Annotated in this window: 28 protein-coding genes and 1 tRNA gene; 11 read left to right on the top strand and 18 right to left on the bottom strand. The window is 64.0% G+C overall.

Going from position 1 to position 22,251, the window contains the following annotated elements; genetic code table 11:
• Positions 1–36: 36 nt before the first annotated feature.
• Complete coding sequence (locus tag AAEO60_RS15630; protein ID WP_341674641.1) at positions 37–1,170, top strand: adenylate/guanylate cyclase domain-containing protein; 1,134 nt, start codon at positions 37–39, stop codon at positions 1,168–1,170.
• Here the strand turns inward: AAEO60_RS15630 and AAEO60_RS15625 are convergent.
• Entirely contained in the window at positions 1,167–1,478 is a 312-nt protein-coding gene (locus tag AAEO60_RS15625; RefSeq protein ID WP_341674640.1) for a DUF1244 domain-containing protein, read from the bottom strand. The two genes, AAEO60_RS15630 and AAEO60_RS15625, sit on opposite strands and share 4 nt — an antisense overlap.
• A 44-nt stretch (positions 1,479–1,522) precedes the next feature.
• Here AAEO60_RS15625 and pyk point away from each other — a divergent pair, with 44 nt between their 5' ends.
• Together pyk and tssD are read left to right on the top strand one after the other, a co-directional pair.
• Positions 1,523–2,986 carry a pyruvate kinase gene (gene pyk / locus AAEO60_RS15620; RefSeq protein WP_341674639.1) on the top strand — a complete coding sequence of 488 codons (1,464 nt, stop codon included), beginning with the start codon at positions 1,523–1,525 and terminating at the stop codon, positions 2,984–2,986.
• Positions 2,987–3,075: 89 nt separating this feature from the next.
• Positions 3,076–3,573 (top strand): type VI secretion system tube protein TssD, encoded by a 498-nt coding sequence (gene tssD, locus AAEO60_RS15615; RefSeq protein ID WP_341674638.1) that lies wholly within the window; start codon positions 3,076–3,078, stop codon positions 3,571–3,573.
• A gap of 54 nt (positions 3,574–3,627) precedes the next feature.
• On the opposite strand, the gene AAEO60_RS15610 is transcribed toward tssD, so the two are convergent.
• Positions 3,628–3,702: transfer RNA gene (locus tag AAEO60_RS15610), tRNA-Gly, on the bottom strand.
• Positions 3,703–3,909: 207 nt separating this feature from the next.
• On the opposite strand from AAEO60_RS15610, the gene AAEO60_RS15605 reads away from it, so the two are divergent.
• Both AAEO60_RS15605 and AAEO60_RS15600 read left to right on the top strand, forming a co-directional pair.
• Positions 3,910–4,821 carry a tetratricopeptide repeat protein gene (locus AAEO60_RS15605; RefSeq protein WP_341674711.1) on the top strand — a complete coding sequence of 304 codons (912 nt, stop codon included), beginning with the start codon at positions 3,910–3,912 and terminating at the stop codon, positions 4,819–4,821.
• Complete coding sequence (locus tag AAEO60_RS15600) at positions 4,818–5,429, top strand: LON peptidase substrate-binding domain-containing protein (RefSeq protein ID WP_341674637.1); 612 nt, start codon at positions 4,818–4,820, stop codon at positions 5,427–5,429. The genes AAEO60_RS15605 and AAEO60_RS15600 overlap by 4 nt, the downstream gene beginning before the upstream one ends.
• Before the next feature lie 246 nt (positions 5,430–5,675).
• Here the strand turns inward: AAEO60_RS15600 and AAEO60_RS15595 are convergent, their stop codons facing one another.
• The 4 genes from AAEO60_RS15595 to argB form a co-directional block, all read right to left on the bottom strand.
• The gene (locus tag AAEO60_RS15595; RefSeq protein WP_341674636.1) at positions 5,676–6,296 is read right to left on the bottom strand and encodes a MarC family protein; all 621 of its coding nucleotides are present in this window, start codon (positions 6,294–6,296) and stop codon (positions 5,676–5,678) included.
• Positions 6,297–6,299: 3 nt separating this feature from the next.
• Complete coding sequence (locus AAEO60_RS15590) at positions 6,300–7,058, bottom strand: hypothetical protein (RefSeq protein ID WP_341674635.1); 759 nt, start codon at positions 7,056–7,058, stop codon at positions 6,300–6,302.
• Positions 7,059–7,098: 40 nt separating this feature from the next.
• Entirely contained in the window at positions 7,099–7,401 is a 303-nt protein-coding gene (locus tag AAEO60_RS15585) for a YggT family protein (RefSeq protein WP_341674634.1), read from the bottom strand.
• Between the two features lie 81 nt (positions 7,402–7,482).
• Positions 7,483–8,388 (bottom strand): acetylglutamate kinase, encoded by a 906-nt coding sequence (argB, locus tag AAEO60_RS15580; protein ID WP_341674633.1) that lies wholly within the window; start codon positions 8,386–8,388, stop codon positions 7,483–7,485.
• An 83-nt stretch (positions 8,389–8,471) separates the two neighbouring features.
• Here argB and ppk2 point away from each other — a divergent pair, with 83 nt between their 5' ends.
• Complete coding sequence (ppk2, locus tag AAEO60_RS15575) at positions 8,472–9,245, top strand: polyphosphate kinase 2 (RefSeq protein ID WP_341674632.1); 774 nt, start codon at positions 8,472–8,474, stop codon at positions 9,243–9,245.
• Positions 9,246–9,543: 298 nt separating this feature from the next.
• Here the strand turns inward: ppk2 and AAEO60_RS15570 are convergent, their stop codons facing one another.
• From AAEO60_RS15570 to AAEO60_RS15555, 4 genes are all read right to left on the bottom strand, one after another.
• Positions 9,544–9,786, bottom strand: a complete 243-nt coding sequence (locus tag AAEO60_RS15570; protein ID WP_341674631.1) for a hypothetical protein — start codon at positions 9,784–9,786, stop codon at positions 9,544–9,546.
• A gap of 68 nt (positions 9,787–9,854) precedes the next feature.
• Positions 9,855–10,109, bottom strand: coding sequence for an HP1242/YdcH family protein (locus AAEO60_RS15565; protein ID WP_341674630.1), 255 nt, complete (start codon positions 10,107–10,109; stop codon positions 9,855–9,857).
• A gap of 68 nt (positions 10,110–10,177) precedes the next feature.
• Positions 10,178–11,383, bottom strand: a complete 1,206-nt coding sequence (gene nhaA, locus AAEO60_RS15560) for a Na+/H+ antiporter NhaA (RefSeq protein WP_341674629.1) — start codon at positions 11,381–11,383, stop codon at positions 10,178–10,180.
• A gap of 111 nt (positions 11,384–11,494) precedes the next feature.
• Entirely contained in the window at positions 11,495–11,668 is a 174-nt protein-coding gene (locus AAEO60_RS15555; RefSeq protein ID WP_341674628.1) for a DUF465 domain-containing protein, read from the bottom strand.
• A gap of 328 nt (positions 11,669–11,996) precedes the next feature.
• Between AAEO60_RS15555 and AAEO60_RS15550 the strand changes: the two genes are divergently transcribed.
• The 3 genes from AAEO60_RS15550 (at position 11,997) to AAEO60_RS15540 (ending at position 13,649) form a co-directional block, all read left to right on the top strand.
• Complete coding sequence (locus AAEO60_RS15550) at positions 11,997–12,488, top strand: DUF4870 family protein (RefSeq protein WP_341674627.1); 492 nt, start codon at positions 11,997–11,999, stop codon at positions 12,486–12,488.
• A 61-nt stretch (positions 12,489–12,549) separates the two neighbouring features.
• Positions 12,550–13,197 carry a hypothetical protein gene (locus tag AAEO60_RS15545; protein WP_341674626.1) on the top strand — a complete coding sequence of 216 codons (648 nt, stop codon included), beginning with the start codon at positions 12,550–12,552 and terminating at the stop codon, positions 13,195–13,197.
• Positions 13,197–13,649, top strand: a complete 453-nt coding sequence (locus tag AAEO60_RS15540; protein ID WP_341674625.1) for a hypothetical protein — start codon at positions 13,197–13,199, stop codon at positions 13,647–13,649. The genes AAEO60_RS15545 and AAEO60_RS15540 overlap by 1 nt, the downstream gene beginning before the upstream one ends.
• Positions 13,650–13,710: 61 nt before the next feature.
• Here the strand turns inward: AAEO60_RS15540 and AAEO60_RS15535 are convergent, their stop codons facing one another.
• The 5 genes from AAEO60_RS15535 to AAEO60_RS15515 form a co-directional block, all read right to left on the bottom strand.
• Positions 13,711–14,649, bottom strand: coding sequence for a hypothetical protein (locus AAEO60_RS15535; RefSeq protein WP_341674624.1), 939 nt, complete (start codon positions 14,647–14,649; stop codon positions 13,711–13,713).
• Positions 14,650–14,758: 109 nt separating this feature from the next.
• The gene (locus tag AAEO60_RS15530) at positions 14,759–15,832 is read right to left on the bottom strand and encodes a ribonucleotide-diphosphate reductase subunit beta (protein ID WP_341674623.1); all 1,074 of its coding nucleotides are present in this window, start codon (positions 15,830–15,832) and stop codon (positions 14,759–14,761) included.
• Positions 15,833–15,964: 132 nt separating this feature from the next.
• Positions 15,965–16,411: a hypothetical protein gene (locus AAEO60_RS15525; RefSeq protein WP_341674622.1), complete on the bottom strand. Its 447-nt coding sequence runs from the start codon at positions 16,409–16,411 to the stop codon at positions 15,965–15,967.
• A gap of 50 nt (positions 16,412–16,461) precedes the next feature.
• On the bottom strand, positions 16,462–16,767 hold the full coding sequence (locus AAEO60_RS15520; protein WP_341674621.1) for a hypothetical protein: 306 nt from the start codon (positions 16,765–16,767) through the stop codon (positions 16,462–16,464).
• A 65-nt stretch (positions 16,768–16,832) separates the two neighbouring features.
• Positions 16,833–17,228, bottom strand: a complete 396-nt coding sequence (locus AAEO60_RS15515) for a PepSY domain-containing protein (RefSeq protein ID WP_341674620.1) — start codon at positions 17,226–17,228, stop codon at positions 16,833–16,835.
• A gap of 192 nt (positions 17,229–17,420) precedes the next feature.
• Here AAEO60_RS15515 and AAEO60_RS15510 point away from each other — a divergent pair, with 192 nt between their 5' ends.
• On the top strand, positions 17,421–18,290 hold the full coding sequence (locus AAEO60_RS15510; protein WP_341674619.1) for an arylamine N-acetyltransferase family protein: 870 nt from the start codon (positions 17,421–17,423) through the stop codon (positions 18,288–18,290).
• 1 nt (position 18,291) lies between these two features.
• On the opposite strand, the gene AAEO60_RS15505 is transcribed toward AAEO60_RS15510, so the two are convergent.
• Together AAEO60_RS15505 and AAEO60_RS15500 are read right to left on the bottom strand one after the other, a co-directional pair.
• The gene (locus AAEO60_RS15505; RefSeq protein WP_341674618.1) at positions 18,292–18,588 is read right to left on the bottom strand and encodes a hypothetical protein; all 297 of its coding nucleotides are present in this window, start codon (positions 18,586–18,588) and stop codon (positions 18,292–18,294) included.
• Positions 18,589–18,709: 121 nt separating this feature from the next.
• On the bottom strand, positions 18,710–20,743 hold the full coding sequence (locus tag AAEO60_RS15500) for a ribonucleoside-diphosphate reductase subunit alpha (protein ID WP_341674617.1): 2,034 nt from the start codon (positions 20,741–20,743) through the stop codon (positions 18,710–18,712).
• Positions 20,744–21,319: 576 nt separating this feature from the next.
• Between AAEO60_RS15500 and AAEO60_RS15495 the strand changes: the two genes are divergently transcribed.
• Positions 21,320–21,532 carry a hypothetical protein gene (locus AAEO60_RS15495; protein ID WP_341674616.1) on the top strand — a complete coding sequence of 71 codons (213 nt, stop codon included), beginning with the start codon at positions 21,320–21,322 and terminating at the stop codon, positions 21,530–21,532.
• Here AAEO60_RS15495 and AAEO60_RS15490 read toward each other — a convergent pair.
• Complete coding sequence (locus tag AAEO60_RS15490; protein ID WP_341674615.1) at positions 21,510–22,244, bottom strand: hypothetical protein; 735 nt, start codon at positions 22,242–22,244, stop codon at positions 21,510–21,512. The genes AAEO60_RS15495 and AAEO60_RS15490 overlap by 23 nt on opposite strands.
• Between the last annotated feature and the right edge of the window lie 7 nt (positions 22,245–22,251).

The following is a 22,251-nucleotide window of genomic DNA, read 5'->3' as shown; positions in this document are numbered from 1 at the left end:
CCGCGCCGCTCCACTCCGCAGCAGGACGATAGCCCCATGAGCAAGGTCGCCATGTACTGCGGGCACATGTTCAACTCTGACATCGGCAACGCCGGAGACGAAGCCGCCGAGGCCGTGCTGCGCGAACGGATCGCCCAGGCCATCACCGGGCATGACGTGACCGTGGGCTATGGCCCGCTGGCTTGCGGCGCGGATATCATGATCGCCGAGGAACTGCTGCGGCGCGGGCACGAGCTGCGCGTGGTCCTGCCGTTCTGCGAGGAAGACTTCATCGCCGAGAGCGTCCTCTGCGGCGGGGCTGACTGGCTGCCGCGCTACCACGCCTGCCGCGACCAGGCGGCCGAGGTCTATTTCGCCACACCCGGTGCCTATGTCGGCGATGACAACCAGTTCGCCTACAACACGCGCTACGCCATGGGCCTGGCCGCCCTCCATGCGCAGATCGACGGGCAGGAAACGGTGCAGCTGGCCGTGGTGTCGGACAAGATTGCCTCGTTGTCGAAGACCGGCATTGCCGGCACCAATGCCGACATCGCCTTGTGGGAATCGCTGGGCCGCAAATCCGTACGCATTGCCGCCGGGCAGGTGCGGCGCGAGCTGACCTTCCCCGATCACGAACCCATCGGCAGCGGCACGCGGCGCGAGATCCGTTCGATCCTGTTCGCCGACTACAAGGGCTTTTCCCGCCTCGGTGAGCGCGAGCTGGTGCTGTTCATGCACCACGTGATGGGCCGCATCGGCGACGTGCTGCGGCACCACGGCGACCACATCGAATTCCGCAACACCTGGGGCGATGCCATCTATGTCATCATCGACGAACCCCAGCGCGCCGCCGCCCTCGCCCTGGAACTGCAGGACGAGCTGGCAGACCTGCCGCCGGGCCTGATCCCCGAAGGCGATATCGCCGGCATGCGCATCGGCGTGCACTACGGCCCGATCTGGGTCGGCACGGACCGCATCACCGGCAACCGGCTGTGGTACGGCGGCGAGGTCAATCGCACGGCGCGGATCGAACCGGTCACGCCGGTCGGCGGGGTCTACTGCACCGACAGCTTTGCTGCCGCCCTGCTGGTGTCGGATTGCGACAACTGCCGCTTCACCTCGGTGGGCAAGCAGGACCTCGCCAAGAACTACGGCCAGGTCGAGCTCTACCGGCTCGACCGGATCTAGCCCTTCTTGTTCAGCTCCAGGCTGGCGGCCATGCGGTCCAGCTGCTCCTGCGTCGCCTCGGTCTGGTAGGCCGCCTTCCATTCGTCCATCGGCATGCCGTGGATCACTTCGCGCGCGGCGGCCTTGTCGCCTTCGTAGCCGGCATCGCGAATCCAGTCGGCCAGGCAATTGCGGCAAAAGCCCGACAGGCCCATCAGGTCGATGTTCTGCGCATCGTGCCGGTGGCGCAGGTGGCGCACCAGCCGGCGGAAGGCAGCGGCGGCGACTTCGTCAGGCAAAGCGTCGATCGGATCGGGGTTCTGGCTCATTTCTGTCCTTGTCTTGTCTTGCCCGCCTGTCATAGGCCCATTGCATGACCAAGCTCCAGCCCCGTGACCGAAAGGTCAAGATCCTTGCCACCACCGGTCCGGCGACGGCGGACCCCGAGGTCCTGCGCGCGCTGTTCCTTGCCGGTGCCGACGCCTTCCGCGTCAACATGAGCCACGGCGAGCACGAGGTGCATGCCCAGACCATCGCCAATATCCGCGCGCTGGAGGAGGAATTCCACCGCCCCATCGCCGTACTGGCCGACCTGCAGGGGCCGAAGCTGCGCGTTGGCAAGTTTGCCGACGGCCGCGCCACCATCCCGCACGGGGCGGAATTCACCTTCGACCGCGACGGCACCCCCGGCAATGCCCATCGCGTGGAACTGCCGCATCCGGAAATCTTCCACGTCGTCGAGGAAGGCCAGCGCCTGCTGGTGAACGACGGCAAGATCCGCCTGCGGGTGAAGACGGTCAGCAACGGCGCCATCGTCTGCAGGGCCGAAGTCGGCGGGGTGATTTCCGACCGCAAGGGCGTGAACGTGCCCGATGCCGAAATCCCCATTCCCGCGCTCACCGAAAAGGACCGCAAGGACCTTGCCTTCGCGCTCGATCACGGGGCCGACTGGATCGGCCTGTCCTTCGTCCAGCGCCCGGAAGACCTCGCCGAAGCGCGCAAGCTGATGGGTGGTCGCGGTGCCCTGTGCGCCAAGATCGAGAAGCCGCAGGCAATCCGCCGCCTCCACGAGATCATCGAACAGGCGGACGGCATCATGGTCGCGCGCGGCGATCTTGGCGTGGAACTGGCTCCCGAAGAGGTGCCCCCGCTGCAAAAGAAGATCGTCAACATGACCCGCCTCACCGGCAAGCCGGTGATCGTGGCGACGCAGATGCTCGAATCGATGATCGAAAGCCCCGCGCCGACCCGCGCCGAGGTCTCCGACGTCGCCAATGCCGTTTACGACGGGGCTGACGTGGTCATGCTCAGCGCCGAAACCGCGGCCGGCTCCTGGCCCGAGGAAGCGGTGATGATGATGGATTCGATCGCGCGGCAGGTGGAAAAGGACGAAGGCTACAAGCAGCGCGTGCGCATGCTCGACACGCCGCCGGACGCCACCACGGCCGACGCGCTGGCCCATGCCTGCATGACCATCGCCGACACGGTGACGATCAACGCCATCACCGTGTTCACCAGTTCGGGCAGTTCGGCCCGCCGCGTCGCGCGCGAGCGGCCTGCCGTGCCGATGATGGTGCTGACGCCTTCGATCGAGGTGGGGCGGCGCGTCGCCTTGCTGTGGGGCGCACATTCCGTGGCCACGCGCGATATCGGCAGCTTCGAAGAGATGATCGCTAAGGGCAAGCGCATGGCCCTGCGCCACGGCTTTGCCAAGGGTGGTTCCAAGCTGGCCATGATGGCGGGCGTGCCCTTCGGACAGGCGGGCGCGACCAACCTCGTCCACATCGTCACTGTCCAAGGCGACGAACTGGATAGCTACCAAGGCGGCGAGGGGTGACATAACTGCGATAGATTGCAGTTAACCGGTTTGCCGCTGATACGCCCGCAGCGGTAGCTTCTCTCCCAGCAAGCAGGGAGGAGATACCGATGGCGCTGAGTGTCTATTCGCCACCGTTCGACACCAACAAGTCCGGCACTGTCGAGGGCAGCTGCATGCAGGTCGGCCTCGAAAACCACATCGAATGGTATGGCCTGACGCACGAGATCACCTCGCCGCGCGCTGCAGGTACCGGTCTGCCGACCGGCAAGCGACAGCACCATCCTCTGACCGCTACCAAGCCGCTCGACAAGGCCAGTCCGTTACTGGCTGACACGCTGACCAAGAACGGCACCATCGACAAGATCGAGTTCAAGTTCTTCCGTCCCGCCGCATCGGGCGAGGAAACGCATTACTTCACCATCACGCTGGAAGAAGCCACTATCTGCGGCATCCATCTGGAACAGCTCAACAACAAGTATCCCGAAAACATGGCGCACGAAACGCGCGAGCACGTGTCGTTCACCTATGACAAGATCACGTGGGAGGAAGTCGAGGCCGGCACGATGGCCTTCGATAGCTGGAAAGAAACGGTGCGCGGCGGATAGGCGCGGCCAAGCCGCGCTGTGCTAGCGCCATGACGGTGCCTAGAATGCTGGAAATGGAGCGGGCGAGGCGATTCGAACGCCCGACCCTCACCTTGGCAAGGTGATGCTCTACCCCTGAGCTACGCCCGCTCACTGACGTTTCCCGGAGGTGACTCCGGGTGGGGAGCGGCGCAGTTAGCAGCGAGTCATAACCCCCGCAAGGGCAAAAATGCAGCGAGCTGGCAAAGCTAGGACAATGCTTGGACAGGGACGCCTTTACCCTTCACAATGGCTGCAAAGTCGCCACATGGTCTGGCGACACAAATGCAGACGACAGGAGCACGCAGCGTGGCAAGCATGGGACTCAATCTCGACGAACAGAAAGCGGTCGATCGCTTCCGCAAAGAGGTGGTTGATCCCAGCCAGACCAAGCTGGTGGTGGTCGATTTCTGGGCCGAATGGTGCGGGCCGTGCAAGGCGCTCGCCCCCGTGATCGAGAAGGTCTGCGCCGAATATGCCGACAAGGGCGTGGTGCTGGCCAAGATCAACGTGGACGAGGAGCGCTTCATCGCCAGCCAGTTCCAGGTGCAGTCGATCCCCACGGTCTATGCCATGTTCCAGGGCCAGCCGGTGGCGGACCTGACGCCTGCGCGCAGCGAATCGCAACTGAAAGCCGCGCTCGACCAGTTGCTGGAAAAGCTGCCGATCAACGAGGGCACTGGCGGCGCCGATCCGCAGCAGCCCGACCTGGACCAGCTGGTGTCCATGGGCGAACAGCTGCTGGCCGATGGCGATGCCGAGCGCGCCGCATCGGTCTTCATGCAGATCGCCCAGATGGCACCCGACAAGCCGGCAGTGCACTCGGGCCTGATCCGCGCACTCGTCGCCGCCGGGCAGGCCGATGCCGCGCAGCAGGCCTATGACGCGTTGCCGCAAGAACTGAAGGACGATCCGCTGGTGGCGCAGGCGCAGTCGGCGCTGGAACTGGCCGGCTCGCAGGTCGACCAGGGTGAGCTCGACAACCTGCGCAAGATCGCCGCCGAACAACCCGCCGATACCGAAGCCCAGCTCGCCTTCGCCGAAGCGGCCTTCGCTGCCGGTGAGCGCGACGAGGCAGCCGAGGTCCTGCTCCGCGCCATTGAAGGCGGCGGCGAGGAAGGCAACGACGAGGCAAAGGCCAAGCTCTTGCAGATGTTCGAAGCGGTGGGCATGGAAGACCCTTGGGTCTCCGCGCAACGCCGCAAGCTTTCGCTGATCCTGTTCGGATGAGCCTGCGGATCTCGATCTTTCCGCTCACGGGAGCGATCCTTTTCCCGGAACTGCAGTTGCCGCTGCACATCTTCGAGCCACGCTACCGCGCCATGGTGGGCGATGCCCTGGCGCGAGACCGGCTGATCGGCATGATCCAGCCGACCGACGAGATCGAAGGCGCGCCGCTGTATGATGTGGGCTGCATCGGCAAGATCGACGATGTCGAGACCAGCGAGGACGGGCGTTACAATATCGTGCTGACCGGCCAGTCACGCTTCCGCCTGATCCGCGAACTGGAAGTGAGTACACCCTTCCGCCAAGCCGAAGTCGAGCTGATCGAGGAGCCTGCCGAGGAATACCTGACACTGGGCGAACGCGCGAGTTTCGAACACGAATCGCGCAAGTTTGCCGATAGCCAGGGCTATTCGATCGACTGGGATTCGGTGGCGCGGCTCGACGACGTGTCGCTGATCAACGGCGTCAGCCAGATCGCACCGTTCGATTCTGCGGCCAAGCAGGCGCTGCTGGAGGCTCCTGACCTGCGCACGCGGTGCGACTTGCTGGTGCAGCTGATGGAGTTCTTCGGGAAAAGCGATCCCGATGATGACCGGGTGACTCTTCAGTAACTACGCCCGCGCCTCCGCGCGGGCATCCTCGGTGCTGTTCGCTCCGCCCTTCGGGCTGCGCGGCACCTGCGGGTCGCGCGCTTGCGCTCGGTCGGTCGCTAGCCGCGACCGAGATTAGCACCAGTTGGCTTTATGGCTCTCAAAACCGAGCGAAGCGAAGGCAAGGGCGACTGCCCGCCCGCAGCGGGCGCGTAGCGAAGCGGAGCGCGTCTAGCGAGGACGAGGCCGCGGAGGCGGCCTCGAAAATCATAAATTAAACGCCCCGCGCAAACCGTCGATTACGTATTGCGCCGCCAGCGCGGCCAGCAGCACGCCCAGCAGTCGCGTAATCACCGCCTCGACGCGGTCGCCCAGCAGCTTGATCAGCGGACCTGCCGCGATCAGCGCCACCATGGTAAGCACCAGGACAGCCGCCAGCGCGCCGAGCACAACCAGTGTCTCTTCCAGGCCCTCGGCCTCGTTCTGCAACAGCATGATGGCGGCGATTGCGCCCGGGCCGGCGAGCATCGGCATGGCCATGGGAAAGACCGACACGTCCTCGACATGTTCGCGCGTGGCCCGTTCCGCGCGTTCCTCGCGCCGCTGGGTGCGCTTTTCGAAGACCATTTCCCAGGCAATCCAGAACAGCATCAGGCCTCCGGCAATGCGGAAGGCATCGAGCTCGATATGCAGCGCGGCGAGCAGGTCCTGCCCGAACAGCGCGAAGACCAGCAGGATGATGAAGGCGATCACGCTCGCCCGGACCGCCATGTTGCGGCGCTGTGCGGCATCGGCGCCCTTGGTCAGGCCGGCATAGATCGGCGCGCAGCCGGGCGGGTCGATCACCACGAACAGGGTGATGAAGGCAGAGATGAAGAGCTGTTCCATGACCTAGTCGCCTGCGGGAATGCGCAGGTCGACCACCTGTTCCCAGGCCCCTTCGCGCAGGTAGAAGACTTCCATGTAGCGCGAGCCATCGGGCAGCATGGTCGATTGCCAGGTCAGGCTGGAATCGTCCGAGGTCGAAGCCCAGCTCGCATTGCCGGAAATCGCCAGCGGTAGCGCGGACTGGCCGATTTCGGGCTGGCAATCGGCAATGCGGCCCGTGATCGACGTCATGCCCGGCACGACGATGGCGTCTTCGGGCAGCTCTTCCTCCACTTCGGGAGCAGGCTGCGGATCATCCGGCGTGCCGGTATCGTAGGTCCACTTGTAGCTGTTGTCGGATTGCAGTTCCCAGATGGTCACGTAGTCGCCCACCAACCCGTTGGGGCGGATGAAACGACCGAGGCTGGCCGCCATGGTGCCGTCGCAGCTCGACCAGACATTGGTCGGCGCCCAGCGGATCGGCTCTGCCGGGTCGTCCAGCCCTGCCAGCAGCTCGCTGGCGGAGGCAAAGCCGTCCGGCGCATCCATCACCGCATCGTCCGCGGCATAGGCACGGAAGGCCGTCCAGGTGCCTTCGTCACGGGCCATGCGGGCAAAGGCGAAGTCGGCAGCTGCCACCCGGCCCGGATCGCCGATCGAGCCTTCGCGTTCGAGGAAACGGGTCGCCGCCACCCGCTCGCGGTTGATCCGCTGCTGCTGCGGCGAGGTGCAGGCAGTAAGCATGGCGACAGCGGCCAGCACGATGGTAGCGCGAGAAATCATATCCGCGCCCCTGCTCTTGCCGCCAGCGATTGTCAAAGGGTCAGACGAGCTGCCCCATGGCCGCACGCGAGAGCAGCCAGGTCAGGATGTTGAGGCCCACGATCAGCACCACCGGCGAAAAGTCGATTGCGCCGGTATTGGGCATGATCCGCCGGATCGGCTGCAGGATGGGATCGAGCAACGAGTTGATCGAGCGGTAGATCGTCATCATGAACTCGTTCGACGCGTTGACCACGTTGAAGGCGAACAGCAAGCTGATGATGAACTGCGCTATCACCAAGGTGATGAGGACGCTGGCAATGATGTTGATCACGCCAATCAGTGTTACGAGTCCGTCCGCCATTCATTATTCCTTTCACGCCCGCAGGCTGCGTCCCGCGTCGAGTGTATCGTTTAGGTAATACGCGTCAAGCGAGCGTCAAGCTCACCTCTCGCCCGCACTGATCAGCGTACCCGCGCCGCGGCTGGTGAAGAATTCCAGCAGCATGGCATGCGGCACGCGCCCGTCGAGCACCACGGCCGCCTCGCAGCCGCCTTCCACCGCGTGGACGCAGGTTTCCAGCTTGGGGATCATCCCGCCGCTGATCGTTCCGTCCGCGCGCATGCGGGCAACGTCTGCCGGGCGCAGGTCCGTCATCAGCTGGCCCTGCTTGTCGAGCACGCCCGCCACGTCGGTTAGCAGGAACAGCCGCGCCGCGCCCAGTGCAGCCGCGATGGCGCCCGCCATGGTGTCGGCATTGATATTGTAGGTATGCCCGTCCTCGCCTGCCGCGATCGGGGCGATGATCGGGATCATGCCGGCCTTGCTGGCGGTCTCCAGTATAGTGGTATCGACGAACTTGGGTTCACCGACGAAGCCCAGGTCCACCGCCTGTTCGATCTGGCTGTCCGGGTCCTTCACCGTGCGGGTGACTTTCTCCGCCACCACCATCTTGCCGTCCTTGCCGGAAATGCCGATGGCCTTGCCGCCCGCCTGGTTGACCCAGCTGACCAGTTCCTTGTTGATCGCGCCCGACAGCACCATTTCGGCGATGGTGGCGGTTTCCTTGTCGGTCACGCGCAGCCCGTCGACGAACTGGCTTTCGACGCCCAGCTTCTTGAGCATGGCCCCGATCTGCGGACCGCCACCGTGCACCACCACCGGGTTGATGCCCACGGCCTTCAGCAGCACGATGTCCTCGGCAAAGTCCTGTGCCGCTTCAGGATCGCCCATGGCATGGCCGCCGTATTTCACCACGAAACTGCGCCCCGCGTAGCGCTGGAAATAGGGCAGCGCTTCGATCAGCGTTTCGGCTTTCGCCAACATTCTCTCGTGGGTCGGGTCGGTCATAGTGTTTCGCGCATTAGCTGGCGCATGCGATTTGGCCAATAGCCGCTTGCGGGCTGGTGCAGGCAGTGGAACAAGTGTGACCCATGAAGCGCAAACAATATGAAGAGCTGCTCGAAGAGCTGGAGCACGAACTGGTGGCCATGGCGCGCTGGGCCAAGGCGCATGGCGAACGCATCTGCGTGCTGTTCGAAGGGCGCGATACCGCCGGCAAGGGCGGTACGATCAAGGCCATCAGCCAACGCATCAATCCGCGCCAGCTGCGGGTGGTCGCCCTGCCCAAGCCGAGCGACGTCGAGCGCACCCAGTGGTACTTCCAGCGTTATGTCCCGCACCTGCCCGCCGCCGGCGAGATCGTGCTGTTCGACCGTAGCTGGTACAACCGTGCCGGCGTGGAAAAGGTCATGGGCTTTGCCACTGATGCGCAGGTCACCAGGTTCCTCCACGAAGTGCCGACATTCGAGAAGCTGCTGGTCGACGACGGTATCCGCTTGTTCAAGTACTGGCTCTCCGCTGACCAGGAAGCGCAGGAAGAACGCTTTGCCGAGCGACTGGAAGACCCGCTGAAGCGATGGAAGCTCTCCCCCATCGACGTCGCCAGCCGCACCAAATTTGCCGAATACTCCGCCGCGCGCGAGGCCATGTTTGCGGCCACCCACACCGATTATGCACCGTGGACCGTCGTCGACTACAACGACCAGAAGCACGGCCGCCTCACCCTGATCCGCAACCTGCTGGACCGGCTGCCCGATACCCGCGTGGAAGAGGAGCCGCTCGACTGGCCGGAACTGGGCCACGAACCGCTGAGCGAGGACTTCAGCCTGATCAAACCGATCGAGCCATTCCCGCTGGACGACTGACCCTGCCGCGCGCGCCGTTGCGCTGGCGCCGTGTGGTGCCGAGTGGCGGCGGCCAGGGTTAACTGCTCGCCAACCAATGCTGTCTATACGTCCGTGCAACAGTCCGGTGTGATGGGCACCGGGCCACCGGACGGAGACGGGCATGGCTGCCAGTCAAAAAGATGGAATGGCGGGTGGACGCCGCCGCGGCGAACGTCGCCAGCGCCATGGTGCGATACCCTTTGCGGACCGCCGACAGGATACCCGACGCTGCGAGGAACTGGCGCGCAGCGAGCCGCGCGCCAGCTAGCTCCCCTGATTACTCGGCGGCTTCGTCTTCTTCGGCAGCCGCTTCGATTTCTTCCTGCGAAGCGTTGGTCATCGGCGTCTCGGGCAGGTCCACTTCCACGCCCTCGGCAGCGGGATCGGCCACCTGCAGCTCGCCGCCCGAAAGGTCTTCGGTGTCGGCTTCGTAGGTGGTTTCTTCTTCCTCTGCGCAAGCGACGAGCGCCAGTGCGGCACCGAACGGCAGGAGGGTGCGGGCGAGAGTGGTGATCTTCATGAGTCGTGTCTCCTTGGATGCGGCCGCGAATGTGCCGATGCGTGGCATGTCTGGCAAGTGGCCAGCAGTCAGGCGGCAGCCCGCGCCTTGGTGACGATCATGGTGATCTCGTCGAGCAGGCCCAGCCGCTGCTTCTTGAGCGCTTCGGCATGTTCATCACTGAGCACCTCGGTCTCGCTTTCGTGGCGGTGCACGGCGCGATTGACCTCGTGATACTCGTCCGCAAGCTTCGCGTAGTGCGCGTCTTCCTGCTTCAGCCTGGAGATCAGGTCGTGATCGCGCTTGAAGATCTCGGTCAGTGCGTTGGGGGTATGCTGCGACATTGATGGTCCTTCCTGTGTCGTATTGGAGGGATTCTAATGCCGCAGGCTGCGCCCGGCTTTGTCTTGGGTCAAGAACGCGCCGCTTCCGGCTCCGGCAGGCTGGCGCGCAGCATCAGGAAGCCCGCCACGGCTGCCAGCAGCGAGCCGGACAGCACGCCGATCTTCACCGCGTCCACCTGCGCCGGATCGGCGAAGGCGAGGTTGCCGATGAACAGGCTCATGGTGAAGCCGATACCCGCCAGCAGCGACACGGCATGGACCTGCCGCCAGCCGGTGCCTTCGGGCAGGCTGGCGATACCGGTCTTCACCGCGGCCCAGGCGAAACCGACGATGCCCACCTGCTTGCCCACCAGCAGGCCGAGCGCAATGCCCAGCGGCAGCGGGGACAACAGGGTGTCGAAGCCGACACCGGCCAGCGAGACCCCGGCATTGGCAAAGCCGAAGATCGGGATCACCAGGAAGGCGACATAGGGGTGCAGCCCATGCTCCATCCGCTCCAGCGGACGCTCGTCACCCGCCGCGATCGGCACGCACATGGCGGCGGCAACACCCGCCAGCGTGGCATGGACGCCGGACTTGAGCACGAAGACCCACAGCACCACGCCCAGCAGCACGTAGGGGATGCTGGAGCCGACCCTGGCGCGGCCGAACAGCGCCAGCACGGCCAAGGTGACCGCCGCGCCCAGCAGCATCGTCAGGTCCGTCTCGGCGGTATAGAACAGCGCGATGATGGTGATCGCGCCGATGTCGTCGATGACGGCGATGGCGAGCAGCAGGGCCTTGAGTGCCACCGGCACGCGCGGGCCGAGCAGCATGAGGATGCCGAGCGCGAAGGCGATATCGGTGGCCGCCGGGATGGCCCAGCCCGCCAGGTTCTCCGGCGAACCGGCGTTGAAGGCAATGTAGATCGCCGCCGGCACGGCCATGCCGCCAATCGCCGCCATCAGCGGGAGCGAGGCCTTGTTCCAGCTGTCGAGCTGGCCCGCCAGCGCCTCGCGCTTCACTTCCAGCCCGACGAGGAAGAAGAACACCGCCATCAGCCCGTCGTTGATCCACAGCAGCAGCGGCTTGTCGATCACGCCTTCGCCGATCCCCGCCACCACCGGCACCTGCAGCAGGGCAAAGTAGCTGGCGGCGAAGGGTGAATTGGCGATCACGAGCGCCAGCGCGGCGGCGACGATCAGGGTGATGCCGCCGGCGCTTTCCTTTTGCAGGAAGTCGCGCATGGCGGGGGCAATGGTTTCCCTGATGGGCCTGGTAATGGGGGCGATCATCGGTCGGTCTCCGGCCGGTGTGGGTGGGATGGCAAGGTGGTGCGAGGGACGTGCCGGGGCGGGGTAGGAAGGACTGGAACTCCGGCCCGCCCCTCGCGGCCTGGCTGGCCGTCAGCCCCGTGCGGGCACTGCGGTCAGCCGGGCAAGCAGGTCCTTCACGCGCAACTTGCGGCGCTTCAGCGCCATGACCTTGAACTGGTCTGGCACGCGGCGAGCGATCTCGCGCCGCAGGGCGGTGTCGAGCTTCTGGTGAAGCTCCATGAGTTTGTAGAAACGGGCCTTCATCCTTGATCTCCCAAAGCGAGTTTCAGGTGATCGGACGGCCGAATGCGTCTCTGCCGGGGTGGAGGGGGAGGGAATGAGGGCCCCGTCAAACACGCATCGGCTGTCCGATGCGGTCCGACATCACGTGCGCCAAATGAAAGCGCGCGCCAGAGGGGCCCGGTCCGCACATTGGTAATGTGGATCATCGGCGGAGGTTTCAAGGCTTTTCGGAGAATCACGGTCGAAAGGCCGTGCCGACCCTGCCGGATAGTGCGGGGGAAGGCACTCGCGCTTTGCCCAATCCCCCGCCGCGCGCTAGGACTGGATCCAGCAAGCAAGGATGACGCCGATGGACAGCACCGAACGCCAGGGCACGACGCCGCCACCCGGACCGGCTCCGGACGCGACGGGCGATACGGCGGTGACCATGCAGCGCCCGGTGATCATTGCGATCCTCTACCTGCTCAACTTCGTGCTCGGCTTTTCGGTGCTGGTGGGGGTGATCCTGGCCTACGTCTGGCGCGCGGAGGCGCGCACGCAGGAATGGGAGAAGTCCCATTACACCTACCTGATCCGCACCTTCTGGATCGGCCTCGCGATCGTCGTCGGCACCGTCTTCCTGTGGTTCGCGACCGTGTTCGGCACGGTATTCGCCAACATGGAGCACGCTGCCGAAACCGGCCAGCAGGTTGCCGCACCGATGGCGATGTTCGCCTCGATGTTCGGGATGATGGCGCTGTTCTTCCTTTCGGCAGCGTGGTTTGCCGTGCGTTGCATCCTGTCGCTGGTGAAGGCAGGCGACCGCCAGCCGATGCCGCGACCGAGGACCTGGCTGTTCTAGCCAGGAAGGCCGCGGCGCGGCGACGCTGGCCTGTCGGGCGCGAACGTGGCAGGCAGTCGCCATGACCACCCGTCCCCTTGCCCGCCGCGCGCTTGCCGCGTCCTGTGTCACCCTATTGCTGGGCGCCTGCGCCAGCACCGGCCCGGCCCGCCTCCCCGCCTCGCAGGAGGCTTTCTGGGACGCGCTCTCCAGCCATTGCGGGAACGCCTATGCCGGCGCGCTGGCGAGTTCGGACGAGCGCGATGCGGACTTCGTCGGGCGTGACATGGTGGCGCACTGGGCCGAGTGCAGCGACAGCCGCGTGGCCGTGGCCTTCCATATCGAGGATGACGAGGCTCCCGGCGGCTGGGACCGCAGCCGCACCTGGGTGGTGACGCGCACCAGTGACGGCCTGCGCCTCAAGCACGACCATCGCCACGCCGACGGGTACGAGGACGCGGTGACGCAGTACGGCGGCGACACCCTCTCCACCGGCACCGCGCGGGTGCAGGACTTCCCCGTCGACGCGGAATCAGTGGTCATGTTCGTCGAGGAGGGACTGGACCAGTCGCTCACCAACGTCTGGCGCGTGGAGGTGGACGACGAAGGCGAACCCGGCGCGCGCTTCGCCTACCAGCTGACGCGGCGGAACGACCCGACCCGGCTGTTCCGCGTGGAGTTCGACCTGACGCGGGATATCGCCGCACCGCCACCCGCCTGGGGCTGGTGATGCGCGGCGTTCGCGCCATTGCCGTGCCGGAGGACAGCCTGCTGGCAGGCTTCGGCGGGTCGGAGGATTATCGCGATGCCTTCTGCCGCGAGGTGCCGGGCGCGGTCTCGCTGGAGCAGTTTATCGAGCGCTTTTACTGCAGCATGGTATTCTGGCCCGAGCGACTGGTGCTCAGCCTGATCGGCCGCGGCGCAAGCAGCGCCGACGCCCGCGCCCTGGCGCGAGGTGAGGTGGATCGAATTGCGGTGTGGGAGGTGGTGGAGCGGACTGACACCGCAATACTGCTGGAGTCGAAGGATACAGGCACGGCTAGTTGGTTGGCGGTGGAAGCGACTACGGCGGGGACGAACCTGCTGTTCGGATCGTGGGTTGGCAGCCTGAACGATTCCGGGTGGAAGTTCATGCTGCACCCGCATCAGTGGTATTCGTATGTGCTGTTGGGTGGGTACTAGCGTGGAAACTTTATCGTTACCTACGATCTAGGCGGGTTTCCCAAGCTTAAGTGCCAGAATTTCAAGCAGTCAAAACGGTCGAATACTCCGCCCAAAAATCTTCGCAATTTCCGTCGATATCTGCGGCGTATAAATCTCTGTGAGGTGCAACTGAGAGAGTCTCGCGGATGCGAGATTTATAAACTTCCCAACTTGGTTTTGAGATACCCTTGGTTGTCGCGAAGCACCATGCCGCCGATTGACGAGATTCATCGACTCTGAGCAAATTCAAGTTCTGCTGATGGAAGCCGAACCCGAGAAAGACGACATTTCGAGCGGCACCAAGCCTTTCCTTCACAACCTCGATGCCGGTTTCTGGCTCCTTGGCCTCCGAGTAAGTTCGAATGCGTTTCGAGATCGTAAGAAGTCGTCGCGTGTCTACGCCAGCGCCGTAGGGTATGCCGTGAGGATCTTGCCATTCAAGAGGCCCCAGCTTTCCATATGGATGATAGACTTGGAAACCCGAGACAATCTCAGCCGCTTCGATTGCCTCAATCCGATATACAGATTGTAGCCAGTGATAGGCGTAGTGCTCAAAACACCTGTCGTAATTGAAATTGACGACCGTCACATTCTGAAAAGCCTCAGGCAGATCTCTAGCAGAAAAACCGCGCGAGACGTCACGTAAGTAGGAGGCAAGCCAAGAGCCACCAGTGGTGTTGAACCCATTGGCAGCAGGTCGTCGATGACTGACAAATATATCCGAGCTATTCTCTGCTTCGAGTATTGCCTTCGCAATCGCGAGCTTTGCACAGTCTTCGGTATATTTGTCGTCTCGATGCCGTTCGATGTACTCGTCAATAGATGCCGAGAATGCCAATGCTTCAGCAGTCTCGACGGCAGCGATCCGATGAGGCTCGAGGTTACCCTTTCGGCCATCGGGAAGCCTGCAAAGCACACGCAGTGCATCGACTATTTCATAGCTCCCCGAAGCTAATCCTCCTCCGCCCCGGTCAAACATAATTCTAAGATCTTCAGCGATCTTATCTCGAAGTTCAAATCCGAGGGGTAATCCGAAAGCTCTGCTCGCACCCGCGCCCAATACAAGAACCGTTGGGTGCATTGCTAAGCTACTCCGCAGCAACGCTCCCAGCATCACCCTTCGGCTCAACCTCGCCGAACATGTCCGGACCTTCGTCTTCTTCCTCGTTCGCGGCCTTGTTCTTCGCGCCCTGGCGCTTGTCGAAGCTGGCCCAGACGTCCTGCCAGTTGCCCTTGGTCGCGCCCTTCGAATATTCCGTCGCGCGGGTTTCGAAGAAGTTGGCGTGTTCCACGCCGTTGAGCAGCGGGGCGAGCCAGGGCAGCGGGTGGTCGTCGACCATGTAGATGGTCGGCAGGCCCAGCTGGCCCAGCCGCCAGTCGGCGATATAGCGGATATACTTCTTGATCTCCTTCGCCGTCATGCCGGGCACGGGGCCCTGCTCGAAGGCGAGATCGATGAAGGCGTCTTCCATGCGCACGGTCTTCTGGCACATGTCCATGATGTCTTCCTTCACCGACTTGGTGAGGCAGTCACGCTCGGCGCAGAAGGCGTGGAACAGGCGGGTGATGCCTTCGCAGTGCAGGCTCTCGTCGCGCACGGACCACGAGACAATCTGCCCCATGCCCTTCATCTTGTTGAAGCGCGGGAAGTTCATCAGCATGGCGAAACTGGCGAACAGCTGCAGCCCTTCGGTAAAGCCGCCGAACATGGCCAGCGTGCGGGCGATGTCCTGGTCATTGTCGACGGTGAATTCGGCCAGGTAATCGTGCTTGGCCTTCATCTCCTCGTATTCGAGGAACATGCCGTATTCGCTTTCGGGCATGCCGATGGTGTCGAGCAGGTGCGAATAGGCGGCGATGTGCACCGTTTCCATGTTGCTGAAAGCAGCCAGCATCATCTTGATCTCGGTGGGCTTGAACACCCGGCCGTATTTCTCGTGGTAGCAATCCTGCACCTCGATATCGGCCTGGGTGAAGAAGCGGAAAATCTGCGTCAGCAGGTTGCGCTCGTGATCGGTGAGGTTCTGCGCCCAGTCGCGGCAATCCTCGCCCAGCGGCACTTCCTCCGGCATCCAGTGGATCTGCTGCTGCCGCTTCCAGAACTCGTAGGCCCAGGGGTATTCAAAGGGCTTGTAGGTCTTGCGGGCTTCGAGCAACGACATCTGGTGGTCTCCGTGTGAATCGCGAATAACCTACATAGGGAATCATAGCGCCGATTCGATAGCAACGGGCGATGATTCGGCGGGGATAAATCGCACGACGAAACGTTGCCGGGGCGAGTCAGGCCGTTGCGCCTAGGCGAGCCAGGCGAAGCCGAGATTGGCTGCAGCATAAAGCAACGGCAGGTAGACCGCGTGCTTTTCGTTGTCAGCTTGCGGCGGCTGCCCGACAACCGGAGCGCGATCGTCATGCATCAGCCAGTTGGCCAGCGCCTGGAGCATGAACACGCCGGCAGCGGCGAGAAACACCAGCTCACCGGTCGCATCTGGCAGGGACATGACATAGACGGTGGCTGCACCGCTGAGCGCGAGGGCAAGAGCGGGCCCCACGACGTCCTCGGCCCGCAAGCCCTGGCCTTCCCGCGTGTCGGGAATGTCGATCTCGGGCTCGGGGTCCGGCTCGCTGGAGAAGACCAGCCACTTGTGCGCCCGGTTGAGCGCCAGCGCCACTGCCAGCACCAAGCCGCCTGCGGCAGCACTAGCCATCCAGCGCAGAGTGTCGGGATCGGGGACCGGCAGCATCGCACCAGCGTAGGCTGGGCCGAGCTTGCGTCAAGCGCCTGTAATCGCGCTCAGTCCTCGCCCTTGTTGAAGCGGCGGGAGACTTCCAGCGCCACCAGGATCGGGGTCGCCCAGAGCCAGGTCAGCAGCGCGGCCTCGCGCCAGCCACCGCCATCTTCGGGAAGACGCATCGAGCAGGCATAGATGTCGAACAGGGTTTGCGGCGTGCAGGTGCTCGGCCAGCGGGCACCGACATAGAGGAAGACGCCCAGCGCCAGCCAGGCGATCTGGGACAGGTACAGCACGAGGTACCGCGAGACCTTGACCTCGCCGTATCCGTAGTGCGTCGGAAAGCGTTTTGAGCCGCGACTGTTCATGAGCGAGGCCATAACCCGCGAATGGTTAAGATGGCCTCACCAACGGTCATGAAAATTTGCAGAGGCTATTTCCAGAAGACTTTCTTTTTCAATCCCCTGGCCTTGCGGCCCGCCCACATCTGGAAATACATCCACATGCCCGAAACGGTGAAGAAGACCAGCGCCAGGCCCGACAGCATGACAATGATCTCGCCCCAGATGCCGCCTTCGCTGCCTGCGTGCAGGTGGTGGAACAGGCCGAGGTATTGCGCCAGCGGGTTGCCGGTGTCGGGCCGCGGCGCGATGCAGCGCCAGCCTTCGGGACAGACGAAGCCGGGCGGCGGCTCCAGCGCGGCGAGCGCCGCGGGCGACGGTTCCGCCGTGGGCCACCAGACGACGACGTAGTGCAACAGGCCGGTCACCGCGACCCAGATCATGACGATGGCGAAGAAGACCGAAAGCCACCGGTGCCATTTACGCATCAAGCATTCCTACTATTGCTGTTGCAACTCATTTGCAGAGTCCTTGAGGGCTCGTTTAGCGAACTGCCATCACCTGGCAAGCGCGAACAAGCATCATTGCGCATCAAATTGTCGCAAGGCTGACAGCCGGAACCCGGATCGACGGTCTGTCGGCGATTGTCAGCGGTGCCGGGCTGCGGCATGGCGCGAGCGATGGAATGCTCTGACCGCCTTGCTGCCTATCTCGCCCGGATCGGGCTGGACCGGGCCCCCGCGCCCGACGCGGCGGGACTGCTGCAGGTGCAGGCAGCGCACCGGCAGGCGATCCCGTTCGAGAACCTCGATGTCCGGCTGGGCCGCGAGATCGCCACCGACAGCGCGCGCGTCTTTGCCAAGCTGGTCGAGGCGCGGCGCGGCGGCTTCTGCTTCGAACACAACCGCCTGCTGGCCGACATGCTGTCCGCGCTCGGCTTCGCCAATCGCCTGCTGTTGGCGCGGGTGCTCCTGGGCAATCCGCCCGCTGCCACGCCGCGCACCCATTGCCTGCTGCTGGTGGACCTCGGCGGCGAGGACTGGATCGCCGATGCCGGCTTCGGCGGAGCCTATGCCCCGCCCATGCCCTTGTGCGACGGACAGGAGGCCATTTCCGGCGATGGCGCGCGGCACCGGCTACGGCGCATCGGCGAGGAAGGCTCGCTCCCGGGTTCGTGGCTGCTCGAGCGGCTGGGACCGAGGGCTTCGGGCGACGGACGCGCGCAAAGCGACGACGCATGGGAAGCGCAGTTCGCCTTTGACCTGGCACAGGTGGCCGAAGCCGACCTCGCGCTGGGCAGCCACTGGGCGGCCACGCACCCGACATCGCGCTTCACCAATGTGACGGTGGCCAGCCTGTGCCTGCCGGACGGCTTTGCCAGCCTTGTCGACGGCGAGCTGAGCGAGTGGCGCGCGGACGGCGAACGCCAACAGCGTAGACTCGGGCAGGCGGCCGACTATCGCGACGTGCTGGCAGGCCGGTTCGGACTGGACCTGTCCGAAAGCGAAGTCGCGGCACTGCCGCCCTTCGCGGATCGACAGGCCGGCTAGCTCAGCGCCGGCGCTTCTTCGAGCCGAACACACTCCCGCCGCCCAGCACGGTGACCCCGCAGAAGAAGCCGAAGTCGTACCAGCCGCCCGAATTGGGAACGGCGTAGACCGCGATATTGTCGCTGAACAGCGAGCCGATCCAGGCCCAGGGGAAGATGAACCCGTGCCACAGGCCCCACCAGAACCCCGGCGTGCCCGCTTCATGCGAAACGCCTGCGTCGATCTGGCTGGCGCAGGCCGAGAGCAAGATGACCAGGCCTGCGGCCATGGCGATGCGGGCGGCGCTGTTGTGGTTCATTGCAGTCCTTTCGCGTGCCTTATGGACATAACCCACAGCCGGGCGGCGAACAACCAAGGCCCGATACAAAAATGGCGGCCATCCGGACCGCCATCTTCGCTGTGTCAGGATCCCGGACGCCCTACTGGCAGGCGAGGCATTCGTCGTAATCCGTCGTCGGCAATTCGTACTTCGCCGGTTCGCCGGTATTGTCCGCCTCCACGCCGCCGGCAAAGCCCGCGCGCTGCACCGACTTCGAGCGCAGGTAGTAGAGCGACTTGATGCCCTTTTCCCACGCCTGGAAGTGCAGCATGGCGAGATCCCACTTGTCGACATCGGCGGGGATGAACAGGTTCAGCGACTGCGCCTGGTCGATGAACGGCGCGCGGTCGGCGGCGAATTCGAGCAGCCAGCGCTGGTCGATTTCGAAGCTGGTCTTGAACGCCGCCTTTTCCTCGTCGGACAGGAAGTCGAGGTGCTGCACCGAACCGCCCTTTTCGAGGATCGAGTTCCACACCGCAGTCGAGTTCTTGCTCTTCTTGTCGAGGATCTTCTCGAGGTAAGGATTCTTCACCACGAAGCTGCCCGACAAGGTCTTGTGGGTATAGATGTTGGCCGGGATCGGCTCGATGCAGGCGCTGGTACCGCCACAGATGATCGAGATCGAGGCGGTCGGCGCGATTGCCATCTTGCAGCTGAAACGCTCCATAGCGCCCATTTCCTCGGCATCGGGGCACGGCCCGCGTTCCTTGGCCAGCATCATGCTCGCCTCGTTCGCCTTGGCGTTGATGTGCTTGAACATCTTGAGGTTCCACACCTTCGCCATGGGGGATTCGAAGCCGATACCCTTGGACTGGAGGAAGGAGTGGAAGCCCATCACGCCCATGCCGACGCTGCGTTCGCGCATGGCCGAGTACTTGGCGCGGGCCATCTCTTCGGGCGCGCGGTCGATATAGTCCTGCAGGACATTGTCGAGGAAGCGCATGACGTCCTCGATGAAAGTCTTGTCGGTGTTCCACTCGTCCCACTTCTCGAGGTTGAGCGAGGACAGGCAGCACACCGCCGTGCGATCGTTGCCGAGGTGGTCGATGCCGGTCGGCAGGGTAATCTCCGAGCACAGGTTGGAGGTGCTCACCTTCAGGCCCAGGTCGCGGTGATGCTTGGGCATCATGCGGTTCACCGTGTCGGAGAACACGATGTAGGGCTCACCCGTGGCGAGGCGGGTTTCGACCAGCTTCTGGAACAGGCTGCGCGCATCCACTTCGCCGCGGACGCTGCCGTCCTTGGGCGATTTCAGCTCGAACTTCTCGCCCGCGCGGACGGCTTCCATGAAGTCGTCGGTCAGCAGCACGCCGTGGTGCAGGTTCAGTGCCTTGCGGTTGAAGTCGCCCGACGGCTTGCGGATCTCGAGGAACTCCTCGATTTCCGGATGGTGCACGTCGATGTAGCAGGCCGCCGAGCCGCGCCGCAGCGAGCCTTGCGAAATCGCCAGCGTCAGCGAATCCATCACCCGCACGAAGGGAATGATGCCGCTGGTCTTGCCGTTGAGGCCGACCGGCTCGCCGATGCCGCGGACATTGCCCCAGTAGGTGCCGATGCCGCCGCCCTTGGAGGCGAGCCAGACGTTCTCGTTCCAGGTGCCGACGATGCCGTCGAGACTGTCGGAAACCGAGTTCAGGTAGCACGAGATGGGCAGGCCGCGCCCGGTGCCGCCGTTCGACAGCACGGGGGTGGCGGGCATGAACCACAGGTTGGAGATGTAATCGTACAGGCGCTGCGCATGCTCCTGGTCGTCCGCGTATGCATCGGCAACGCGGGCAAACAGGTCCTGGTAGCTTTCGCCGGGCAGCAGGTAGCGGTCGGTAAGCGTTTCCTTGCCGAATTCGGTCAGGTTGGCGTCGCGCGCGGGATCGATCTTGATGTCGAACCGGCGCGCCTTCACGCTCTTCGAATCGAATTGTTCGGCTGCTGCCGCCTTGGCCACTTCGGCCATGGCCTCAGCCGCCGCCTCGCCGACCAGTGCGTCGCTGCCGGCATCCTTCTTTTCCATATTCACCGCCTTGGCATCGGAACCCTTGGTACTACTCTTTTTTGCGGGAGCAGGCTTGGAATTCGTGTCAGTCGTCGTGTTTTCGTCCAGCCCCATTGCCGCCTCGTCCGTGTTACGAAATTCCATTTGGCCCAAATCCCCGTTCGCTACGATCCCGCGCCGTGGTCGGCGCTGGGAGACCCGTCATTCATGCATGTGTCCGACTCGAAACAGGCACGCTGCCAGCCAGTCTTCGCGCATGCATCGGCGGCAATTCACTTATCCCCGCCTGCTCGTGATCGGCCTTGATGGAGGGCAAACTAGAGTGACTCGGGGCCCGTCCACGCGATGCATGGTTTGTACCCCATATCTAGGTCTAGTGGGTCCCTCCGGCAAGGTGACCACAACCCCTTGTGAATCACCCGGGACTCGCACGCAAGTGGGTTAATCTGAATTTACCGCGCGAATGAACTTGTCCGCAGGGTGTGTGAGACATGCAATACGCCGCGACGCGCGGAGTTCCCACGACTCGCGTGGTACGCAAGAGGCAAAATCAATCTGCGGAAAAAAAGCTGTGCATGCGCGACATCGCGAATCAAAAGAATCATACCGCGCAAGATTACATCTCGAGGACTCCCCGAGGGGGCCTGGTGATGTGGCACAAGGTCGCTCTTCGTGGCATAGGGGCGGCAAGCTAGCAGGCTGGAGACCGGCATGATCGCAATGTTCAAAGCAATCCCCTTCGGGATCTTCCTGACACTGCTGGTCGCGCTGTTCATCGGCTCGGGCGGGTCGAGCGGCGGCCTGCTGCACGTGTTCCACTTTACCGTCCCGCTGGAGGAGTTCGGGCTCTTCGACTTCCAGCTCTACTGGAGCTGGACACTGTTTCTCGCCGGCACCGGGTTGGCCTTTGCTATCCTGCTGATGATGGACTGACGACCTGGATCAGCGAGGTCGTCTCGCCATTATCCACGCCTTCGCAGTCCACGCGCACCAGCAGGTAGGCGTTGGCCGCGGTGCCGCGCGGATAGCCGTGCTGGTGGAAGGCGCACGAATCCCATTCGACTTCGCGCATGGCGAACAACTCGCGCGTGGTTACCGGCGCGAGGCGATCCGTTTCCGCGACATTGGCGGCAAGTGTGGCGACCGAAGCACGCGCGCGATCAAGCGCCGCCCGCCGCTGCCAGGCGAAGCGCGGCCAGTAGTCGAGCTCGACCGCGAACTGCCCTGACGCATCGGGGATGAGTGCTTCGCCGTCTCGCCGACCGCGACCTTCGCCGAGCACCCGTTCGGCCTGCGCATCGGCGATCACCTGCATGGGGTCGTGCCAGCTTTCGCGATCGATCAGCGTGACTGCGAGGCTTTCGTCCGTGCCATCGTCGCCAAACACGGTGTCGCGGCGACCGCGGTAGACCAGCCACGCGGTCTCCTCCCCCGTCGCCACGTCGATGCCGACCAGCCAGGTCTCGCGATAGCTGCTGTAGTAGACGCCCAGGTTGTCGGTCGAGCTGCGCAGCACGAAGACCGCATCGTTCGACAGGGCGAACAGCTGGTCGCTGATGTCGATCACGTCCGGCGGCGTCGCTGCCGCAGGCGTGGCCACCAGCAGCGCGCCGGTGACGCAGGCCAGGGCGGAAATGGGCTTCATCGCCGCC

This window comes from Aurantiacibacter gilvus, assembly GCF_038289935.1.
Taxonomy (GTDB): Bacteria; Pseudomonadota; Alphaproteobacteria; order Sphingomonadales; family Sphingomonadaceae; genus Alteraurantiacibacter; species Alteraurantiacibacter gilvus.
The sequence above is the reverse complement of the archived record's forward strand: the minus strand, read 5'-3'. Positions and strand labels throughout refer to the sequence as shown.

Bases quoted from the DNA above. Each gene is read 5' to 3' on its own strand.
- AAEO60_RS15490 (WP_341674615.1), bottom strand. From the start codon at position 22,244: ATGAAGCCCATTTCCGCCCTGGCCTGCGTCACCGGCGCGCTGCTGGTG.
- AAEO60_RS15545 (WP_341674626.1), top strand. From the start codon at position 12,550: ATGACCACCCGTCCCCTTGCCCGCCGCGCGCTTGCCGCGTCCTGTGTC.
- nhaA (WP_341674629.1), bottom strand. From the start codon at position 11,383: ATGATCGCCCCCATTACCAGGCCCATCAGGGAAACCATTGCCCCCGCC.
- AAEO60_RS15590 (WP_341674635.1), bottom strand. From the start codon at position 7,058: ATGATTTCTCGCGCTACCATCGTGCTGGCCGCTGTCGCCATGCTTACT.
- AAEO60_RS15600 (WP_341674637.1), top strand. From the start codon at position 4,818: ATGAGCCTGCGGATCTCGATCTTTCCGCTCACGGGAGCGATCCTTTTC.
- AAEO60_RS15525 (WP_341674622.1), bottom strand. From the start codon at position 16,411: ATGCTGCCGGTCCCCGATCCCGACACTCTGCGCTGGATGGCTAGTGCT.
- AAEO60_RS15500 (WP_341674617.1), bottom strand. From the start codon at position 20,743: ATGGAATTTCGTAACACGGACGAGGCGGCAATGGGGCTGGACGAAAAC.
- AAEO60_RS15505 (WP_341674618.1), bottom strand. From the start codon at position 18,588: ATGAACCACAACAGCGCCGCCCGCATCGCCATGGCCGCAGGCCTGGTC.
- AAEO60_RS15535 (WP_341674624.1), bottom strand. From the start codon at position 14,649: ATGTTTGACCGGGGCGGAGGAGGATTAGCTTCGGGGAGCTATGAAATA.
- AAEO60_RS15565 (WP_341674630.1), bottom strand. From the start codon at position 10,109: ATGTCGCAGCATACCCCCAACGCACTGACCGAGATCTTCAAGCGCGAT.
- ppk2 (WP_341674632.1), top strand. From the start codon at position 8,472: ATGAAGCGCAAACAATATGAAGAGCTGCTCGAAGAGCTGGAGCACGAA.
- pyk (WP_341674639.1), top strand. From the start codon at position 1,523: ATGACCAAGCTCCAGCCCCGTGACCGAAAGGTCAAGATCCTTGCCACC.
- AAEO60_RS15510 (WP_341674619.1), top strand. From the start codon at position 17,421: ATGGAATGCTCTGACCGCCTTGCTGCCTATCTCGCCCGGATCGGGCTG.
- AAEO60_RS15625 (WP_341674640.1), bottom strand. From the start codon at position 1,478: ATGAGCCAGAACCCCGATCCGATCGACGCTTTGCCTGACGAAGTCGCC.
- AAEO60_RS15630 (WP_341674641.1), top strand. From the start codon at position 37: ATGAGCAAGGTCGCCATGTACTGCGGGCACATGTTCAACTCTGACATC.
- argB (WP_341674633.1), bottom strand. From the start codon at position 8,388: ATGACCGACCCGACCCACGAGAGAATGTTGGCGAAAGCCGAAACGCTG.
- AAEO60_RS15495 (WP_341674616.1), top strand. From the start codon at position 21,320: ATGTTCAAAGCAATCCCCTTCGGGATCTTCCTGACACTGCTGGTCGCG.
- AAEO60_RS15585 (WP_341674634.1), bottom strand. From the start codon at position 7,401: ATGGCGGACGGACTCGTAACACTGATTGGCGTGATCAACATCATTGCC.
- AAEO60_RS15595 (WP_341674636.1), bottom strand. From the start codon at position 6,296: ATGGAACAGCTCTTCATCTCTGCCTTCATCACCCTGTTCGTGGTGATC.
- AAEO60_RS15520 (WP_341674621.1), bottom strand. From the start codon at position 16,767: ATGAACAGTCGCGGCTCAAAACGCTTTCCGACGCACTACGGATACGGC.
- AAEO60_RS15555 (WP_341674628.1), bottom strand. From the start codon at position 11,668: ATGAAGGCCCGTTTCTACAAACTCATGGAGCTTCACCAGAAGCTCGAC.
- AAEO60_RS15515 (WP_341674620.1), bottom strand. From the start codon at position 17,228: ATGCGTAAATGGCACCGGTGGCTTTCGGTCTTCTTCGCCATCGTCATG.
- AAEO60_RS15550 (WP_341674627.1), top strand. From the start codon at position 11,997: ATGGACAGCACCGAACGCCAGGGCACGACGCCGCCACCCGGACCGGCT.
- AAEO60_RS15605 (WP_341674711.1), top strand. From the start codon at position 3,910: ATGGGACTCAATCTCGACGAACAGAAAGCGGTCGATCGCTTCCGCAAA.
- AAEO60_RS15570 (WP_341674631.1), bottom strand. From the start codon at position 9,786: ATGAAGATCACCACTCTCGCCCGCACCCTCCTGCCGTTCGGTGCCGCA.
- AAEO60_RS15540 (WP_341674625.1), top strand. From the start codon at position 13,197: ATGCGCGGCGTTCGCGCCATTGCCGTGCCGGAGGACAGCCTGCTGGCA.
- AAEO60_RS15530 (WP_341674623.1), bottom strand. From the start codon at position 15,832: ATGTCGTTGCTCGAAGCCCGCAAGACCTACAAGCCCTTTGAATACCCC.
- tssD (WP_341674638.1), top strand. From the start codon at position 3,076: ATGGCGCTGAGTGTCTATTCGCCACCGTTCGACACCAACAAGTCCGGC.